At 54.3% G+C, this 17,258-nt stretch carries 20 protein-coding genes and 1 pseudogene; 20 read left to right on the top strand and 1 reads right to left on the bottom strand.

The genetic code is table 11. The annotated features are described in order from the left end of the window. Positions 1–44 precede the first annotated feature (44 nt). A complete protein-coding gene (locus INF35_RS05235; RefSeq protein ID WP_087241460.1) occupies positions 45–272 on the top strand; it encodes a helix-turn-helix domain-containing protein in 228 nt (75 codons plus the stop codon). Between the two features lie 51 nt (positions 273–323). Beyond that, positions 324–1,073 carry a class I SAM-dependent methyltransferase gene (locus INF35_RS05240; protein ID WP_087241462.1) on the top strand — a complete coding sequence of 250 codons (750 nt, stop codon included), beginning with the start codon at positions 324–326 and terminating at the stop codon, positions 1,071–1,073. A 94-nt stretch (positions 1,074–1,167) separates the two neighbouring features. Here INF35_RS05240 and INF35_RS05245 read toward each other — a convergent pair whose 3' ends face one another. Further along, positions 1,168–1,980, bottom strand: a complete 813-nt coding sequence (locus INF35_RS05245) for a helix-turn-helix domain-containing protein (RefSeq protein WP_087391581.1) — start codon at positions 1,978–1,980, stop codon at positions 1,168–1,170. Positions 1,981–2,513: 533 nt separating this feature from the next. Between INF35_RS05245 and INF35_RS05250 the strand changes: the two genes are divergently transcribed. From INF35_RS05250 to INF35_RS05335, 18 genes and pseudogenes are all read left to right on the top strand, one after another. After that, a complete protein-coding gene (locus INF35_RS05250) occupies positions 2,514–2,705 on the top strand; it encodes a hypothetical protein (protein ID WP_172455309.1) in 192 nt (63 codons plus the stop codon). Further along, positions 2,706–3,044 (top strand): DeoR family transcriptional regulator, encoded by a 339-nt coding sequence (locus INF35_RS05255; RefSeq protein WP_009249956.1) that lies wholly within the window; start codon positions 2,706–2,708, stop codon positions 3,042–3,044. Then, positions 3,041–3,340, top strand: coding sequence for a DUF3847 domain-containing protein (locus INF35_RS05260; protein ID WP_087241466.1), 300 nt, complete (start codon positions 3,041–3,043; stop codon positions 3,338–3,340). Before INF35_RS05255 ends, INF35_RS05260 begins: the two co-directional genes overlap by 4 nt. A gap of 2 nt (positions 3,341–3,342) precedes the next feature. Then, the gene (locus INF35_RS05265; RefSeq protein ID WP_235983106.1) at positions 3,343–3,657 is read left to right on the top strand and encodes a transposon-transfer assisting family protein; all 315 of its coding nucleotides are present in this window, start codon (positions 3,343–3,345) and stop codon (positions 3,655–3,657) included. Between the two features lie 347 nt (positions 3,658–4,004). Then, positions 4,005–4,202, top strand: coding sequence for a helix-turn-helix transcriptional regulator (locus INF35_RS05270; protein ID WP_087241471.1), 198 nt, complete (start codon positions 4,005–4,007; stop codon positions 4,200–4,202). Positions 4,203–4,204: 2 nt separating this feature from the next. Further along, the gene (locus INF35_RS05275; RefSeq protein ID WP_087241473.1) at positions 4,205–4,621 is read left to right on the top strand and encodes a hypothetical protein; all 417 of its coding nucleotides are present in this window, start codon (positions 4,205–4,207) and stop codon (positions 4,619–4,621) included. A gap of 113 nt (positions 4,622–4,734) precedes the next feature. Further along, positions 4,735–6,327 (top strand): MobQ family relaxase, encoded by a 1,593-nt coding sequence (gene mobQ / locus INF35_RS05280; RefSeq protein WP_087241475.1) that lies wholly within the window; start codon positions 4,735–4,737, stop codon positions 6,325–6,327. Between the two features lie 72 nt (positions 6,328–6,399). Beyond that, the gene (locus tag INF35_RS05285) at positions 6,400–7,044 is read left to right on the top strand and encodes a CHC2 zinc finger domain-containing protein (RefSeq protein ID WP_193500438.1); all 645 of its coding nucleotides are present in this window, start codon (positions 6,400–6,402) and stop codon (positions 7,042–7,044) included. Positions 7,045–7,057: 13 nt separating this feature from the next. Beyond that, on the top strand, positions 7,058–8,356 hold the full coding sequence (locus tag INF35_RS05290; RefSeq protein ID WP_087241479.1) for a virulence-associated E family protein: 1,299 nt from the start codon (positions 7,058–7,060) through the stop codon (positions 8,354–8,356). 253 nt (positions 8,357–8,609) lie between these two features. Then, positions 8,610–8,807 (top strand): hypothetical protein, encoded by a 198-nt coding sequence (locus tag INF35_RS05295; protein WP_087241482.1) that lies wholly within the window; start codon positions 8,610–8,612, stop codon positions 8,805–8,807. A gap of 5 nt (positions 8,808–8,812) precedes the next feature. Next, positions 8,813–10,477 carry a recombinase family protein gene (locus INF35_RS05300; protein ID WP_193500439.1) on the top strand — a complete coding sequence of 555 codons (1,665 nt, stop codon included), beginning with the start codon at positions 8,813–8,815 and terminating at the stop codon, positions 10,475–10,477. 91 nt (positions 10,478–10,568) lie between these two features. Further along, positions 10,569–10,655, top strand: a pseudogene (locus INF35_RS05305) (Maff2 family mobile element protein); the annotation flags it as partial. 70 nt (positions 10,656–10,725) lie between these two features. Beyond that, a complete protein-coding gene (locus tag INF35_RS05310) occupies positions 10,726–11,595 on the top strand; it encodes a VirB6/TrbL-like conjugal transfer protein, CD1112 family (protein ID WP_193500440.1) in 870 nt (289 codons plus the stop codon). 22 nt (positions 11,596–11,617) lie between these two features. Next, positions 11,618–12,034 carry a PrgI family protein gene (locus tag INF35_RS05315; protein ID WP_193500441.1) on the top strand — a complete coding sequence of 139 codons (417 nt, stop codon included), beginning with the start codon at positions 11,618–11,620 and terminating at the stop codon, positions 12,032–12,034. Next, positions 11,964–14,411, top strand: a complete 2,448-nt coding sequence (locus tag INF35_RS05320; RefSeq protein ID WP_235983107.1) for a VirB4-like conjugal transfer ATPase, CD1110 family — start codon at positions 11,964–11,966, stop codon at positions 14,409–14,411. The genes INF35_RS05315 and INF35_RS05320 overlap by 71 nt, the downstream gene beginning before the upstream one ends. Further along, complete coding sequence (locus INF35_RS05325; protein WP_193500442.1) at positions 14,408–14,788, top strand: DUF3851 family protein; 381 nt, start codon at positions 14,408–14,410, stop codon at positions 14,786–14,788. Before INF35_RS05320 ends, INF35_RS05325 begins: the two co-directional genes overlap by 4 nt. Next, complete coding sequence (locus tag INF35_RS05330) at positions 14,781–16,514, top strand: C40 family peptidase (protein WP_193500443.1); 1,734 nt, start codon at positions 14,781–14,783, stop codon at positions 16,512–16,514. Before INF35_RS05325 ends, INF35_RS05330 begins: the two co-directional genes overlap by 8 nt. A 27-nt stretch (positions 16,515–16,541) precedes the next feature. Next, entirely contained in the window at positions 16,542–17,258 is a 717-nt protein-coding gene (locus INF35_RS05335; RefSeq protein WP_456237419.1) for a phosphoadenosine phosphosulfate reductase domain-containing protein, read from the top strand.

A 17,258-nucleotide genomic window follows, 5' to 3' on the forward strand; every position in this document is an offset into this window, starting at 1 on the left:
ATGGGAACAGGAACCCCGGAACCGGGAGAAAGGCAGGAGGATAAATGCACATAAGCTATAAACCCCTCTGGCACACGCTGGTTGAGCGCAATATGAGGAAAGAGGACTTGCGGATTGCCGCCGGTCTTACCACAAATATGATTGCCAACATGGGTAAGGGCAAAAATATCAGCATGGAAACGCTGGTTCGTATTTGCGAAGCCCTGAATTGTGGCATTTTGGATGTAATAGAATTGGAGAAGGAAGACCATTCTGTTGATAAAGCAGAGTGATAAATTTGAACGTGGAGTATTTACAAAAATGCACCAAGGGGAGAAGAATACATGGCAAAACAAAATATTTATGATAATGATAGCTTTTTTGAAAATTTCAAGAATCTTCGCAACAACAAGATTAATTTCAATGATTGCATAGAAACCCCGATTCTACTTGCGATGATTCCAGAAGTAGATGGAAAAAGGGTACTGGACATAGGTTGTGGCATGGGACAACACGCAAAGCAGTATTCTGATATGGGGGCTGAATCTGTATTGGGTATTGATATTTCTGAGAAAATGCTTGAGTATGCAAAGGAACATTTCCATGCAAAAAATATTACTTACCGACAAATGGCATTGGAAGATATATGTCAAATTGATGAGCAGTTCGATTTGATTACAAGTTCCTTAGCATTTGATTATGCCGAAGATTTAGACAAACTAATGAAAAATATATATGGTCTATTAAAATATGGTGCCCATTTTGTATTTAGTATGTCTCATCCAATGGCAACCGCATGGGATGGTCAATATGATAGATATACCCGGACAGAATCGGGCGAAAGACTTTATGCGAATATCAGCAACTATATGGTTGAGGGAAAAAGGACAGTCAAATGGGTTGTCGAGGACTATGAAGTTTATCATCGAACATTTTCCAGTATTGTTAATACTATAGTAAATGCTGGATTTTTGATTGAAGAATGCGAGGAATCTCATGTATCCGATGAAATGAGAAAGCAGTATCCAGCCCAGTTTGGTGGAACACTTCACCGACCAGATTTTATATTTTTTAGATGTAAAAAACAATCGTAAAATGATGAATCCAGATTGAAATACTGAAGTAAAAATTCAATTCATTACACAAAGCTGCCGTTGCAGGAACACTCATTCCCACAACGGCAGTTTTTCATTTTCTCTTGCGCCGGAAGTTGAAGGGACTGTTCTTGATGTTCGGAGATTTTGACAGTATCCTTTTCAATATCTTCTGTTCATCCGGCGGCAGCTTGTAAAAGTCAATGCCGAGCATATTGAAAATGACCGCCCACACTTTTCCGAGATAATCCCCGGAAGATTGAATAGCCTTTCGGATTTCCAGAGCCATCTTCTTTGCAAGGGAATAATCCGGCGTGCTGTCAATGTCATGCTCATGGGCTTTCCGTATGTCATGGAGAATGGCGTCCCATGTTTTGTGCGTCACATGACAGAAGAAATCTTCTTCCTTTACCTCTGCGGCAAGGATGGTCTTTGAATAGAAATCATTTTCCGCCTGCTTGTATTTCTGGATGATGGTCTGCCGCTGTTCTTCCAAAGACTCATAAAGGGTGCGGAAGGTGGAGGTTGCATGGCCGTCTATGTAAATCTCCGTGTCGGTCATAAGCTGCTCAAATTTATCGTTGGTAGCAATCTCACACAGGAGCCGGTTGTTGATACGGCCACTCTTTAGAAGCGCCACCATTTCATCATTCAGGTGCAGTTCCATCAGGGGCGTGTTTATCTGCTCCCGGTTTTCTGTCCGGCAGAACAGATAATCAAGAGATACCTCATAAAAGTCGGCCAGCGTGATAAGGTTGCCGTGGTTGATTTCCTTATTGTCGTTGGCTTCATAGCTGGCAAGGGCTGATTTTGAAATGCCGGTTTGCTGCGCCAGTTCTTCCAGATTTAAGCCTTTATCTTTGCGTAACTCCCAAAGGCGTTCCTGTATGGTAGTTACCCTCAGCATAGGGCGCTCACTCCTTTCCGACGGCTGTTTTCCTGCCGCTAACTGGATTATACCATACTTTCCATAATCGTGGAAATTTCCGTTTTTCGCCCCGAAATCCTACTTTGTGGATATACGGCACAGGGAACAAAAATGGTCTATGATACAGGTAGTTCATCGATGGATTATTCCAATCGAATGACCGGCCTGTATGGGATATGCTCCCCGGCGATGTAGCGCAACGACTTGCGGAAGGGAAATGGAGGAACCCTGACCGCAACGAGCGTACCAAAGGGAGCAAAACGCCGTTGTGAGAGCCAGGGGCAGGAACGACATCAGGGAGAACCGGCGAAAATGAACACCGAATTGATACTGAAACACAACAATCCGATAGGGCGTAGTCTGCCCTATCCGTAATACTTCGGGGGATTTCCGGGCGGTTCTATGGCCGCTTTTTCCCCGAAAATCGCCCCGAAACACGACACTAAAATCTGCTATCCGTCTATTGCGGCTGTTACGGCTGAAATGGGCGGATTTTTGTTTAAGGAGGCACCATGCCGAGAATGCCGAAAAAGAGGAAGCTGGAACTATCCTTCTTCCTCAATGAACGGGGGCGGGTAACGTACAACGACCTCTGCCGGAAATGCCAGCGCACTTGCAAGCAGAGTTTCCGGGCGGTCATTGTGGACTGCCCCCATTATCTTTCCAAACGCTCAAAACGAAAAGTAAAGGAGGACACCGATTGAATGGAAGTTGAATTTATGACCGCAGACACCGCCCTGCCGCCCTGTATGCCGCTGCCAAGAGCCATGCTGCGGCTCCCGATCAGCAGCACCGCCAAGGTCATGTACGCCCGGATGTTGGATATTGTTTTCCTGTCCGGCATAGAGGACGCCAACGGGATTTTATTTATCCATTTCCCCATCGTGGAACTGGCGGCGGCACTTGCCCGCAGCACCATGACCGTGAAGCGTTCCCTGAATGAATTGGAGGACGCCGGACTAATACTGCGAGTGCGTCAGGGCTTCGGGGAACCCAACAAAATATATGTACTCATTCCCAAGAAGGAGGACAGCCGCCTATGAATGAAAAGCTGGAAAAACTCAATCAGGAGATAGAGAAAACGGAAAAGAAGCTGCGGAGGGCGCAGCATGAAGAAAAGATATTGGAACACCAGATAAAGACGCTGACACGGAAGGAACGGACGCACCGGCTTTGCACCAGAGCCGCCATGCTGGAAAGCTACCTTCCCCACCCGGAAGCCATCACGGATGAACAGGTCAGCGTATTTTTGAAGCTGCTGTTCCACAAAGACAGCACCCGCCAGCTTATGGAAAAAGTATTCGCCGGAAACGGCACAGAGAAGGAGGGCGCAGAATGAAGATGAATTTTTCTAAAGACGAGTTGGCTATGGTCTATCAGTACGCCGCCGGTACGAAGGAAGAAACCCTTGCGGGACTGAAAGAAATCGTTCCGGTTATCCGTGACCGGCAGACAAGGGAGATTGTGGAGAGTACCATCCGAAAGCTGGACGCCATCCCGGAGCCGGAGTGCCGCCGCTTTATCGCTGATACAAAGCAGCGGTTTATCCAGAAGCGGGACCATTCCATCCGGCGCAGGCTTGCCGAAGCCAAGGCACAGGCGAGGACGGAAAAGCCACATCCCAAGAGAAAAGAGCCAGACCGGGAACGGTCATAATCGCTTCCAGAGCCGCAGCCCGTGGACTGCCCCTCTGAAAGAGGGCGCAACTATACACCGGTCAAGCCGGTGCGTTGCGTCCTGCCGGAAGCCCCTTGCAGGGAGCAGATGATTTCCGCAGATTTTCAATCTGTTCCAATCATCACAGGGGGAGCTACACTTCCCCTGCGCTGGCTGCCGCCAGCTACCCCTTTGTGGACTTGCCGCCTGGGAACACCTTGCGCTGCAAGCTGTTCCCGTCCGACAAGTTTTTTACAAAAGGATATGGAAAGTAGACTTGACATTTTTCTCAAATGTGCTATACTAAAGATACGGAAAGTAGACTTTCCATAAGAAAGGAGGCTCGCATGAAAAATCGACTGGAAGAACTCCGCAAACAACGAGGAATCAAGCAAGAAGAATTGGCAAGCGCCTTGGAAGTATCACGACAAACAATTGGCTCTTTAGAAAATGGACGCTACAATCCGTCTATTCAGTTGGCGTTCAAAATTGCTCGATACTTCAATATGACGATTGAGGAGATTTTTATTTACGAGGAGGATTGATTATGAAAAAAGGGTTATTGATTTTAATGGTAGTTGCCGGAATGATTGTTTTGCTGGGAGGATTGCTAATATACGGTTTGGGAATAAATGAGATCGTTCCTGTGCCGCGTCCTGACTTGATCGTAGTAGGCACATCTCTCATTGGAATTTCACTAATTGTATCTGGTGCGTGCGATTTGCTTGGCAAGAAAACCAAGGAAATGCAAATAGAAGAAAATGATGAGAGAAATATCGCACTCGGCAATGCCGCAATGGCAAGTGGCTTCAAAGTAATGAATGTCACGATTTCTGTTTCCCTCGTTGCTTTGATTTTTACTGGATATATGACAGTAGTTCCTTGTTTCACTATTATTGGAGCCTTTGCGATTGGTCAACTTGCCTTTATTGTGCGACTCTGGTATTTGCACAAAACCATGTAAATGTATTTTGAAATATCCGCCGCCCATCAGCGGCACCACCGAGCAGGAAATCAGAAACGGTTTCCTGCTTTTTCTATGCCCGGACGCCGGGAGAAAGGAGGTCACAATCCGTCATGCCACCATGCCCGCACTTTGACCTGAAAATCGTCCAGCGCAGCAAGCGCCAGTCTGCTGTCGCTGCCGCCGCCTACCAGAGCGGGGAACGGCTGTTTTCCGAATACGACCAGAAACAGAAATACTATTCCCATAAAAGCGAAATCGTCCACACCGAAATCATGCTGCCGCCCCACGCCCCGCCGGAGTACGCAGACCGCAATACCTTGTGGAACGCCGCCGAAGCCATAGAAAAACAATGGAACTCCCAGCTTGCCCGGAGATTAGTGCTTGCCATACCGAGGGATATTCCCCCGGCGCAGCAAGCCGACCTTATCCGGGACTTCTGCCGGGAGTTTTTTGTTTCCAAAGGCATGATTGCCGACTTTGCCATCCATGACAAGGGGGACGGCAACCCCCACGCCCATATCCTCTTTACCATGCGGGGGATGGACGAACAGGGCAGGTGGCTCCCCAAGAGCCGGAAGGTGTACGACCTTAACGAGAACGGCGAGCGTATCCGGCTCCCGTCCGGGAACTGGAAAAGCCACAAAGAGGACACCGTGGACTGGAACGACCAGAAGTACGGGGAGATATGGCGGCAGGCGTGGCAGGACACGGCGAACCGCTATCTGGAAGCCATCGGCAGCCCGGAGCGCCTTGACCTTCGTTCCTATGCCCGACAGGGAATTGATAAAATCCCCACCGTCCACATGGGGCCAGCGGTCAGCCAGTTGGAGAAGAAAGGCATACAGACCAACATCGGCAACCTGAACCGGGACATCAAAGCCGCCAATTCCCTCATGCAGTCTATCCGACAGATGGTACGCAGCTTAAGGGGCTGGCTGTCCGGCCTGAAAGAGAAAAAGGCGGCGCTGCTGGAAGCGCTGGAACAGGCCAAGGAGCCGACCATCCCCGAACTGCTTTCCCGGTATCTGGATATGCGGAGCGGGGAACGCACCGGCTGGACTTCCAAGGGGAAGCTGAAAGGCACTGTTGGCGATTTCAACAAGGTCATGGAAGCCCTTGACTTCCTGCGGCAGAAAGAGATTTCCACCGTGGAGAGCCTTGACGCCTATCTGGATAAGGTCAGCGGGGAGATACTTTCCGCCAAGACCGACATTAAAAAATCGGAACGCCGGATAAAGGCCATTGATACCACGCTTTCCCATCTTGCCAACCACGGAGCCTACAAAGAGGTTTACAAAAAGTACGCTTCCATCGGCTGGAAAACCCGGAAGGAGAAATTTGCCGCCGAACACCGGGAAGAACTGGACGCCTACCTTGCCGCCAAGCGTTTTTTCAAAGCCCATCAGGAGGAACTGCCCTTTGATACGAAAGAATTGAAGAAGGAACGGGAGCAGCTTTCCGGGGAACTGTCGGAAAAGAATGAGGGCTTGCAGGCGGTTCAGGAGGACATGAAGCTGCTGCGGGATGTGCGCTACTGGATAAACCATGTGCTGCCGCCCGACCAGCGCCGGGTTGTGCCGGAGCCGGGAAAGAAGCCGTCCATCAACGAACAATTAAGCTGGAAGATTGAGGGCGCCAAACAGCGGGAAGAACAGAAACGCCAGCAGCCCCGCCGCCAGCAAAAACAGGATATGGAACTTTAAACCAATCAGGCGCTTGCCATTTTCCCCGTGAGAATGACAGGCGCTTTTCTTATTTTCAGGAGGATTTGCCTATTGAACGTATTTGAAGCCGTGAAACAGTCTATTACCACCCGGCAGGCCGCCGAGCATTACGGCGTCCGGGTGGGAAGAACCGGGATGTGCGTCTGCCCCTTCCATGACGATAAAAACCCCAGCATGAAGGTTGACCGGCGCTTCCACTGTTTTGGCTGTCAGGCAGACGGGGATGTGATTGACTTTGTTTCCCGTCTGGAAAACGTCAGCCCCAAGGAAGCCGCCCTCATGCTGGCACAGGACTTTTCCATCCCCTATGAGGATAAGGAGCCACCCGGCAGGAGCCGCCGCCCCCATCCCCGGCAGGAAACCCCGGAACAGCAATTTAAGCGCATGGAGCGATATTGCTTCCGGGTACTGTCTGACTATCACAATCTGCTGCGCCGCTGGAAGCGGGACTATGCCCCCAAGACGCCGGACGAGGAATGGCACCCGCTTTTCGTGGAAGCCTTGCAGAAACAATCCCATGTGGAATATCTGCTGGATGTGCTGCTGTTCTCCGATATGAGGGAACGGGCTGCCCTGATTGCCAGCTACGGAAAGGAAGTGAGGAACCTTGAGCGGAGAATGGCAGACCTTGCCGCCCGAACTGCGGCAGGCCGTGACGGACACCATCGAAGCCGCACCCCCGCCCCGGAGCGTTGAGGAAGTGAAAGCCATGCTGGAGGGCACCGAGAAAGGCGGCGTCCGCAACAGTATTCACAACTGCCTGACGGTATTCCAGTATGACCCCGAACTTTCCGGGGCGGTGGCGAAAAATCTCCTGACCGAGCGCATTGACCTTCTAAAGCCCATCGGCAGGAAACGCAGAACCGGCAGCAAGGCCATGACCGACACGGATATGAAATATATCCGCCTGTATCTGGAAAAGACCTACGGCCTGACAAGCGAGAAAAAGATAGCGGACGCCGCCGACCTTGCGGCAGACGCCAACAGCTACCATCCCATCCGGGACTACCTGAACGGCCTTGTCTGGGACGGGAAAGAGCGTGTCCGCTATTGCCTGCGACACTTTCTGGGAACCGACACGGACAACTACACCTTCCAATCGCTGCGGCTGTTCCTGCTGGGAGCCATCCACCGGGCGTTTTGCCCCGGCTGTAAATTTGAGGTCATGCTTTGTCTGGTGGGCGGTCAGGGAGCCGGGAAGTCCACCTTCTTCCGGCTGCTGGCGGTAAAAGACGAGTGGTTTTCCGATGATTTGCGGAAGCTAGATGATGATAACGTGTACCGCAAGCTACAAGGCCACTGGATTATTGAAATGTCGGAGATGATTGCCACCGCCAACGCCAAGAGCATAGAGGAAATTAAGTCGTTTTTAAGCCGCCAGAAGGAGGTCTATAAAATCCCCTACGAAACCCACCCGGAGGACAGGCTGCGCCAGTGCGTGTTCGGCGGGACTTCCAACGCCCTGGACTTCCTGCCCCTTGACCGTTCCGGGAACCGGCGCTTCCTGCCGATCATGGTCTACCCCGAACGGGCCGAGGTACACATTTTGGACGATGAAGCCGCTTCCAGAGCCTATATCGAACAGGTATGGGCGGAAGCCATGACAACCTACAAAAGCGGCGATTTTAAGCTGTCTTTTACCCCCGAAATGATACAGTATCTCAAAGAACACCAGCGGGATTTTATGCCGGAGGACACCAAGGCCGGGATGATACAGGCATACCTTGACCGCTACACCGGCAGCGCCGTATGCTCCAAGCAGCTTTTCAAGGAAGCCTTAAACCACCCCTTTGACGAGCCGAAACAATGGGAAATCCGAGAAGTCAACGACATTATGAACCACGGTATCACGGGATGGAAGTATTTCTCCAATCCCCGGATATTTGAAGGATACGGCAGACAAAAGGGCTGGGAACGGGAAACCCCGGCAACGGGCGCTGACAACGGGCGTGAAAAAACGCCGGACGGATTTGTGGAAGTCACAGAGCAGATGGAGCTTCCCTTCTGAAAAATCCGGGGAAATGACAGCCGGTTGCCGACCCCGTTGCTATCCCGTTGCCGAGCCGGTTGCCGGGAAAAAGCCCGTAACTGCGGGCTTTTCTCCCCTCTGACAACCAAAGCAACAGAAAAATAAAAGAAAAAGTAATAAATAACCAAACCGCCAGACAGAGATTGTTTTCGAGGTTTTTTGAAGCCCGTTGCCGGACTTCGTTGCCGACCCTCTCCTGTCTGGCTTATTTCATTTATGGAGGTAACTGCCTATGGCAAAAAGCAAAACTGAAATCCATGTCACAACGGTATTTGACGGCGAACTGGACGCTACGGACGTTTTCGTGAGCCTGATTGCACAGAAATACAGCCAGAGAAATGATAAAGAATATCTTGCGAAAAAGCAAGATTTAGGATATAATAAAGACAAGGTTCAGAGTGACCGTGTTCCGTCTGGATTGTGCGGGTAACGGTTATGATGAACGGATTTGAATATACAGGCGTAGACGCAATACTGGCAGGCAGCTTCCGGGCGGCTATCTATTGCAGGCTTTCCAAGGACGATGACCTTGACGGGGAGAGCGCCAGTATCGCAAACCAGCGGGCTATGCTGGAAACCTACTGCGAGAAGCAGGGATGGGAGGTTGTTGCAGTCTATCAGGACGATGGCTACACGGGGCTGAACATGGAGCGCCCCGACCTGAAACGAATGTTGAAAGCCATCGAGCGCAGGCAGATAAACCTTGTGGTCACGAAAGACCTGTCCAGACTGGGTAGGAATTACTTGCAGACCGGCTTCCTGATTGAAGATTTCTTCCCCCGCAACGGCGTGCGGTATATCGCCATGAATGACGGTATCGACACCATGCGGGACAACAACGACATTGCGCCGTTCAAGAACATCCTCAACGAGATGTACAGCAAGGACATTTCCAAGAAGGTTCATTCCTCTTATCTGCTGAAAGCGCAGAAAGGCCAGTTTACCGGCTGCCTTGCCCCCTTCGGCTACCGGAAAGACCCGGAGGACAAAAACCATCTGCTGATTGATGAGGAAACGGCCCCCATTGTCCGGCGTCTGTTTGCGTGGGCGCTGGAAGGACACGGCCCCAACTACATCCGGCGCAGGCTGGAAGAAGAAAAAATTCCATGCCCGACCTACTGGAACCGGGTGCGGGGCTTTCGGAACGTGTCAACCAAGTGGGAAAAGAAAGACCCGGTCAACGGGCGGTATATGTGGGACTTCTCCGTGATTAAGGACATCCTGATGAACCCCGTCTACACCGGCGCTATCGCTTCCCAGAAGAAGGAATACCGCTTCAAAATCGGCACCATCGGGGAAAAGAAGCCGGAGGACTGGATTGTGGTGGAGAACCAGCATGAGCCGATTGTTGACCGCAAGACCTTTGACATCGTGCAGCGCAAGCTGAAATCCCGGCAGCGCCCCCGCCAGACCGGGGAAATCAGCCTGTTTGCGGGGCTTATCAAGTGCGGCGAGTGCGGGAAGTCGCTGACGATCCGCTACACCAACGACAAGCACCCGAAGCAGATTTATTCCTGTAAGACCTACAACGCCTACGGCAAGCAGCACTGTACCCAGCACCGGGTTGAGTACGACACCCTTTACAGCCTTGTGCTGAACAAAATCCGGGAGTGCGCCAGAGCCGCCCTGATGGACGGGGAAGCCGTTGCCGGGAAGCTGACCGACACCTGCGAAGCCGAGCAGAAAGGCCAGCGGGAAGCGTTGGAGCGTTCCCTTACCAAAGACGAGGAACGGATTGATGTTCTGGAAAAGATGGTGCTGCGGCTGTATGAGGACATGGTTGCCGGGCGTATCAGCGAAGCAAACTTCAATCTGCTGATGGAAAAGACGCAGGCAGAACAGGCCGAGTTGAAAGCAAAGGTTGAGGAAGGCCGGAAGAAGCTGGCCGATGAAATCCGGCTTGCGTGTGACGCCCGCCAATGGGTGGAAGCCATTCAGGAATACGCCGACATCACGGAACTGGACGCCGCCACCCTTAACCGCCTGATTAAAGAAATCGTTGTCCATGAGAGCATAGACAGCGAAAAGACAAGACACATTTCTATCGAAATTCATTTCAATCTCAAACCCATCCCGGAGGTGGAGCAGGTCACGGCCTGACCTGCCCCCGCCGGGGCGGTTCTTAAAAACTCCATAGATATTTCTTGACACACCGCCGCCCGCCATCGAGCCGTTTTCCTACACCTATTTGGGGATAAAACAGCTGATGGCCGGCGCGGGCGTCGCCATCGTGGGCATGGTCCTTGTACCGCTGCTGTCCGGCCTGTTCACCGTCTGATCGTACCCCGCTGAAATCCTCGCCCCCTCCCGCGCACAGCGGGAGGGGCTGAAAGGAGGTTTGACACCGTATGGATTTCTTATTGGATGCCCTTACCAACTGGCTGAAAGAGATGCTGGTGGGTGGCATCATGGGAAACTTATCGGGGATGTTCGACAGCGTAAATCAGCAGGTCGCGGATATATCCGTACAGGTGGGCCAGACCCCGCAGGGGTGGAACGGCAGCATTTTCAGTATGATCCAGAACCTCTCCAACTCCATCATGGTGCCGATTGCTGGCGTGATCCTGGCTATCGTGATGACGCTGGAGCTGATCCAGATGATTACCGACCGCAACAACCTGCATGACGTGGACACCTGGATGATCTTCAAATGGGTGTTCAAATCCGCCGCCGCGATTTTGCTCGTCACCAACACCTGGAACCTCGTCATGGCCGTGTTCGACATGGCCCAAAGCGTGGTGGCCCAGGCGTCCGGCATCATCGGCTCGGACGCTTCCATCGACATCTCCGCCGTTATGACCGATATGGAGTCCCGGCTGATGGATATGGACCTGGGGCCGCTGTTCGGCCTGTGGTTCCAGTCACTCTTTATCGGCATCACTATGTGGGCGCTGTATATCTGCATTTTCATCGTGATTTATGGCCGTATGATCGAAATTTACCTGGTCACATCGGTGGCCCCCATCCCGATGGCCACCATGATGGGCAAGGAATGGGGCGGCATGGGGCAGAACTACCTGCGCAGCCTGCTGGCGCTGGGCTTCCAGGCGTTTTTGATTATCGTCTGCGTGGCGATCTACGCCGTTCTGGTGCAGAACATCGCCACCGAGGACGACATCATCATGGCGATCTGGACCTGCGTGGGCTACACGGTGCTGCTGTGTTTTACGCTGTTCAAGACCGGCAGTCTCGCCAAAGCAGTGTTTCAGGCGCACTGAGCCAGGAAGGAGGAAACGCAAAATGGCTTATGTACCCGTACCCAAAGACCTGACCAGGGTGAAAACCAAGGTCGCATTCAATTTAACCAAGAGGCAGCTTGTCTGCTTCGGCTGCGGGGCGCTCATCGGCGTGCCGCTTTTCTTTTTGCTTCGGGGGCCTGCCGGAAACAGCGTGGCGGCCATGTGCATGATGCTGGTCATGCTGCCCTTCTTCATGCTGGCAATGTATGAAAAGCACGGCCAGCCCCTGGAAAAGATCGTCGGCAACATCCTCAAGGTGGCCGTGATCCGGCCCAAGCAACGCCCCTACCGCACCAACAACTTCTATGCCGTGCTGGAACGGCAGGCAAATCTCGATAAGGAGGTGTATGACATTGTTCGCGGCAAAGACAAAGCGGCAGGCCGAACCGGCAGAGCCGCAGACCAGACCCCGGCGTAAGCTGACCCGCGCCGAACGCAGACAGATCGAGGCAGCGATTGCCCGCGCCAACCGCACGGACAAAAAAGAGCTGTCCGCCCAGGACAGCATCCCCTATGAGCGGATGTGGCCGGACGGCATCTGCAAGGTGGCGGATGGCCGCTACACCAAGACCATACAGTTCCAGGACATCAACTACCAGCTGAGCCAGAACGAGGACAAGACCGCCATCTTTGAAGGCTGGTGCGATTTTCTCAATTACTTCGACAGCTCCATCCGTTTCCAGCTGTCCTTTTTGAACCTGGCGGCGTCCCAGGAGACCTTCGCCAACAGTATCACCATCCCGGCTCAGGGAGATGACTTTGACCCCATCCGGGTGGAGTACACGCAGATGCTGCAAAACCAGCTGGCGCGGGGCAACAACGGCCTCATCAAGACCAAGTACCTGACCTTTTCCATCGAGGCCGACAGCATCCGCTCCGCCAAGCCCCGGCTGGAGCGCATCGAGACCGATGTGCTGAACAACTTTAAGCGGCTGGGCGTGGCCGCCGAGGTCCTGGACGGCAAAGCCCGGCTGGCCCAGCTCCACGCCATCTTCCACATGGACGAGCAAACGCCGTTCCAGTTCGAGTGGGACTGGCTGGCTCCCAGCGGCCTTTCCACCAAGGACTTTATTGCCCCGTCCGGCTTCGAGTTCCGTACCGGCAAGCAGTTCCGCATGGGAAAGAAGTACGGGGCCGTCAGCTTTGTGCAGATTCTGGCCCCGGAGCTGAATGACCGGATGCTGGCGGATTTTCTCGATATGGAAAGTTCCCTTATCGTCAACCTGCACATCCAGTCGGTGGACCAGGTGAAGGCCATCAAGACGGTGAAGCGCAAGATCACCGACCTGGACCGCAGCAAGATCGAGGAACAGAAAAAGGCCGTCCGCGCCGGGTATGACATGGACATCATCCCCTCCGACCTTGCCACCTACGGGGCCGAGGCCAAGAAGCTGTTGCAGGACCTGCAAAGCCGCAACGAGCGGATGTTCCTGGTGACGTTCCTGGTGCTGAACACGGCGGACAATCCCCGCCAGCTGGGCAACAACATCTTCCAGGCCAGTTCCATCGCGCAAAAGTACAACTGCCAGCTGACCCGGCTGGAATTCCAGCAGGAGGAAGGCTTGATGTCCTCTCTGCCGATGGGGCTGAACCAGGTGGAGATCCAGCGGGGGCTGACCACCAGTTCCACGGCCATCTTCGTGCCGTTCACGACCCAGGAGCTGTTTCAAAACGGAAAAGAGGCGCTGTATTACGGCATCAACGCCCTGTCCAACAACCTGATTATGGTGGACCGCAAGCTGCTGAAAAACCCCAACGGCCTGATTTTAGGCACGCCGGGCAGCGGCAAATCTTTCAGCGCCAAGCGCGAGATCGCCAACTGCTTCCTGCTGACTTCGGATGATGTCATCATCTGCGACCCGGAGGCCGAGTATGCGCCGCTGGTGGAGCGGCTGCATGGGCAGGTCATCAAAATCTCGCCCACCTCCACCAACTACATCAACCCGATGGACCTGAACCTGGACTATTCGGACGATGAAAGCCCGCTGTCGCTGAAATCCGACTTCATCCTGTCGCTGTGTGAACTGATTGTGGGCGGCAAGGACGGATTGCAGCCGGTGCAGAAAACCATCATTGACCGCTGTGTGCGGCTGGTGTATCAGGACTACCTCAACGATCCGCGCCCGGAGAATATGCCCATTCTGGAGGATTTGTACGACCTGCTGCGGGCGCAGGATGAGAAAGAGGCGCAGTACATCGCAACGGCGCTGGAAATCTACGTCACCGGCTCCCTCAATGTGTTCAACCACCGCAGCAACGTGGACATCAACAACCGCATTGTCTGCTACGACATCAAGGAGCTGGGCAAGCAGCTGAAAAAGATCGGGATGCTGGTGGTCCAGGACCAGGTGTGGAACCGCGTCACCATCAACCGGGCCGCCCGCAAGTCCACCCGCTACTACATCGACGAGATGCACCTGCTCTTGAAAGAGGAACAGACTGCCGCCTACACGGTGGAGATTTGGAAGCGGTTCCGAAAGTGGGGCGGCATTCCCACGGGCATCACCCAGAACGTGAAGGACCTGCTTTCTTCCCGCGAGGTGGAGAACATCTTTGAAAACTCCGACTTCGTGTATATGCTCAACCAGGCGGGCGGTGACCGGCAGATTTTGGCCCGGCAGCTGGGCATTTCCCCGCACCAGCTGTCCTATGTGACCCACTCCGGCGAGGGCGAGGGGCTGCTGTTCTACGGCTCCACCATCCTGCCCTTTGTGGACCACTTCCCCAAGAATACCGAACTGTATCGCATTATGACGACCAAACCCCAGGAAATGAAGGAGGCTGATGGACGATGAAACCCGAAATTCTGCATAACGACCACATGATGTTTCTGGACCGGGCGCTGGAAACCCAGCGCACCGCGCTGCTGACGGCGATGGCGGACGCCGTTTCCGAGTGCCGCACGGCGGCGGACCAGGCCGCTGAACTGACCGAGACCGGCGAGACCGGACTGCTGCGGCTGGTGGAGATTCTGTGCGCCGCCAAGGTCCAGCGCGGGCAGGCCGGAGGTGCCGTGCTGGAGGGCACCGAGGTCCAGATTTTGGCCGACGTGGTGGCCCAGCTCTACGCCTGCCTGACCGAGTGCCGCTTTGTGGGTCCGCTGGGGCTGGCGGCCTATGCGGAGCTTTCCAGCATGGCGGCCTCCCTCATGCTGGGGGAATGGTTTGATTAAGGAACCGCGCCTGCGCTTTACGGAGGAAGAACGGGCGGACCCGGCGCTGGAGAAGCCCATCCGCAAGGCGGAAAAGGCCGCCGCCAAAGCGGATAAGGCGCAGGCAAAAATCCCGAAAAAGCAGGTCAAGCGGGCCGAGGTGGACCCCAAGACCGGCAAGGTCACGACCAAGCTGGTGCTGGAGGATAAGCCCCGGCCGCCCTCCAAACTGTCCCATACGGTGCGGGACGCGCCGGGCAACGCGGTGGCGGGCAAGATTCACCAGGAGATTCAGGAGTCCGAGGATGACAACGTGGGTGTGGAGAGCGCCCACAAGTCCGAAGAAGCTCTGGAAACTGGCGTACATCTGGCGAGGGAGGGCTACCGTAGCCATAAGCTGAAGCCCTACCGCCAGGCTGCCCAGGCCGAACGGAAGCTGGAAAAGGCCAACATCAATGTCCTGTATCAGAAGTCGTTGCAGGACAATCCCCAGGCTGCGAGTAACCCACTGTCCCGGTGGCAGCAGAAGCAGCAGATCAAGAAGCAGTACGCCGCCGCCAAGCGGGCCGCGCAGTCCGGCGGGACCGCCGCCGGTGCCGTGCAAAAATCCGGCAAAGCGGCCAGGACGGTTAAGGAAAAGGCCCAGCAGGCCGGTGCCTATGTGATGCAGCACAAGAAAGGTTTCATCATGGTGCTGGCAATTTTTCTGCTGATCTGCCTGCTGCTCAACACCATGTCCTCCTGTTCCATGATGGCGCAGAGCATCGGTTCGATGATTTCCGGCACAACCTACCCTTCGGATGACCCGGAGCTGGTGGCGGTGGAGGCGGACTATGCAGCCAGGGAGACCGCGTTGCAAGCCGAGATCGACAACATCGAGAGCAGCCACCCCGGCTACGACGAGTACCGCTATGACCTGGACATGATCGGCCACGACCCGCATGAGCTGGCGGCCTATCTGTCCGCCGTCTTGCAGGGCTACACGCGGGCAAGCGCCCAGGCGGAGTTGGAACGCATCTTCGCAGCCCAATACCAGCTGACGCTGACCGAGGAAGTGGAGGTGCGCTACCGCACCGAGACCCGGACGGACAGCGAGGGCAACGAGTATGATGTGGAAGTGCCCTATAACTATTACATCTTAAATGTGACCCTCACCAGAAAGCCCATCTCCTCTGTGGCTTCGGAGCTGCTGACGCCTGACCAGCTGGAAATGTACCAGGTGTACCGGCAGACGCTGGGCAACAAGCCCCTGATCTTCGGCGGCGGGTCCGCCGACACCAGCGATTCCGAGAGTTTGGCCGGTGTGGAGTTTGTCAACGGCACCCGGCCCGGCAATCAGGCTGTGGTGGACATCGCCAAAAGCCAGGTAGGCAACGTGGGCGGCCAGCCCTATTGGAGCTGGTACGGCTTTAATTCCCGCGTGGAATGGTGCGCCTGCTTTGTGTCCTGGTGCTACGGCCAGATGGGCCTTTCCGAGCCGCGCTTTGCCGCCTGCCAGTCCCAGGGCATTCCCTGGTTCCAGTCGCATGGACAATGGGGCGGGCGGGATTACGCCAACATCGCCCCCGGCGACGCAATCTTCTTCGATTGGGACCTGGACGGCAGCGCCGACCATGTGGGCATTGTAGTGGGCACCGACGGCAGCCGGGTTTACACCGTGGAGGGCAATTCCGGCGACGCTTGCAAGATCAAGAGTTATTCCTTGACCTACGAGTGCATCAAGGGCTACGGCTTGATGAATTGGTGATTTTTTGCGGAGGTATAAAAACTGAATATTGTATCCTTTGGGGGCGGCACGAACAGTGCCGCTCTTTTAGTTGGGCTTCATCAGCACGGGATTCCCGTTGACCTTATCACCTTTGCGGATACCGGGGCGGAACATCCCCACACCTATCAGTTCCTTGAAACTATGAATGAATGGCTTCGCGCCCACGGTATGCCGCCCATCACGGTGGTGGAAAAGATGGACCGCAACGGCAACCGCCTGACATTGGAAACAGAGTGTCTGCGATCCGGCACGCTTCCCTCCATTGCTTACGGGTTTAAGCGGTGTTCTCAGAAGCACAAGGTCGGGCCGCAGGAAAAGTTCTGTAACCACCACCCGCTGTGCCGCGCTGTGTGGCAGGCCGGGAACCGGGTCACACGGTTTATCGGCTACGATGCCGGGGAGCGGAAACGGTATGAGCATTCCAGAAAATTCAATGAAGCGGACAAAAAATATGAGAACCGCTACCCGCTGATCGAGGATTGGCACTGGACGCGGGACGATTGTATTCGGGCGATCCAGGAGGCGGGTCTGCCTCTGCCCGGCAAATCGTCCTGCTTCTTCTGTCCCAGCATGAAGCGCGAGGAAATCGAAACCCTGAAACGGCAGCACCCCGACCTGTACCGGCGGGCGCTTGCCATTGAAGAAAATGCAATGCCCCATCTCAAGACCGTCAAGGGTTTGGGGCGCAATTACGCTTGGAAAGAGCGATATGGAATGGAGTGA

It is taken from the genome of Gemmiger gallinarum, assembly GCF_014982805.1.
GTDB lineage: Bacteria > Bacillota > Clostridia > Oscillospirales > Ruminococcaceae > Gemmiger > Gemmiger gallinarum.

Excerpts from the sequence above, each read along its gene's own strand:
- INF35_RS05290 (WP_087241479.1), top strand. The coding sequence starts at position 7,058 with ATGCTGGAGGGCACCGAGAAAGGCGGCGTCCGCAACAGTATTCACAAC.
- INF35_RS05255 (WP_009249956.1), top strand. The coding sequence starts at position 2,706 with ATGGAAGTTGAATTTATGACCGCAGACACCGCCCTGCCGCCCTGTATG.
- INF35_RS05310 (WP_193500440.1), top strand. The coding sequence starts at position 10,726 with ATGGATTTCTTATTGGATGCCCTTACCAACTGGCTGAAAGAGATGCTG.
- INF35_RS05270 (WP_087241471.1), top strand. The coding sequence starts at position 4,005 with ATGAAAAATCGACTGGAAGAACTCCGCAAACAACGAGGAATCAAGCAA.
- INF35_RS05295 (WP_087241482.1), top strand. The coding sequence starts at position 8,610 with ATGGCAAAAAGCAAAACTGAAATCCATGTCACAACGGTATTTGACGGC.
- INF35_RS05275 (WP_087241473.1), top strand. The coding sequence starts at position 4,205 with ATGAAAAAAGGGTTATTGATTTTAATGGTAGTTGCCGGAATGATTGTT.
- INF35_RS05265 (WP_235983106.1), top strand. The coding sequence starts at position 3,343 with ATGAATTTTTCTAAAGACGAGTTGGCTATGGTCTATCAGTACGCCGCC.
- INF35_RS05260 (WP_087241466.1), top strand. The coding sequence starts at position 3,041 with ATGAATGAAAAGCTGGAAAAACTCAATCAGGAGATAGAGAAAACGGAA.
- INF35_RS05315 (WP_193500441.1), top strand. The coding sequence starts at position 11,618 with ATGGCTTATGTACCCGTACCCAAAGACCTGACCAGGGTGAAAACCAAG.
- INF35_RS05300 (WP_193500439.1), top strand. The coding sequence starts at position 8,813 with ATGATGAACGGATTTGAATATACAGGCGTAGACGCAATACTGGCAGGC.
- INF35_RS05250 (WP_172455309.1), top strand. The coding sequence starts at position 2,514 with ATGCCGAGAATGCCGAAAAAGAGGAAGCTGGAACTATCCTTCTTCCTC.
- INF35_RS05325 (WP_193500442.1), top strand. The coding sequence starts at position 14,408 with ATGAAACCCGAAATTCTGCATAACGACCACATGATGTTTCTGGACCGG.
- mobQ (WP_087241475.1), top strand. The coding sequence starts at position 4,735 with ATGCCACCATGCCCGCACTTTGACCTGAAAATCGTCCAGCGCAGCAAG.
- INF35_RS05240 (WP_087241462.1), top strand. The coding sequence starts at position 324 with ATGGCAAAACAAAATATTTATGATAATGATAGCTTTTTTGAAAATTTC.
- INF35_RS05320 (WP_235983107.1), top strand. The coding sequence starts at position 11,964 with ATGACATTGTTCGCGGCAAAGACAAAGCGGCAGGCCGAACCGGCAGAG.
- INF35_RS05245 (WP_087391581.1), bottom strand. The coding sequence starts at position 1,980 with ATGCTGAGGGTAACTACCATACAGGAACGCCTTTGGGAGTTACGCAAA.
- INF35_RS05235 (WP_087241460.1), top strand. The coding sequence starts at position 45 with ATGCACATAAGCTATAAACCCCTCTGGCACACGCTGGTTGAGCGCAAT.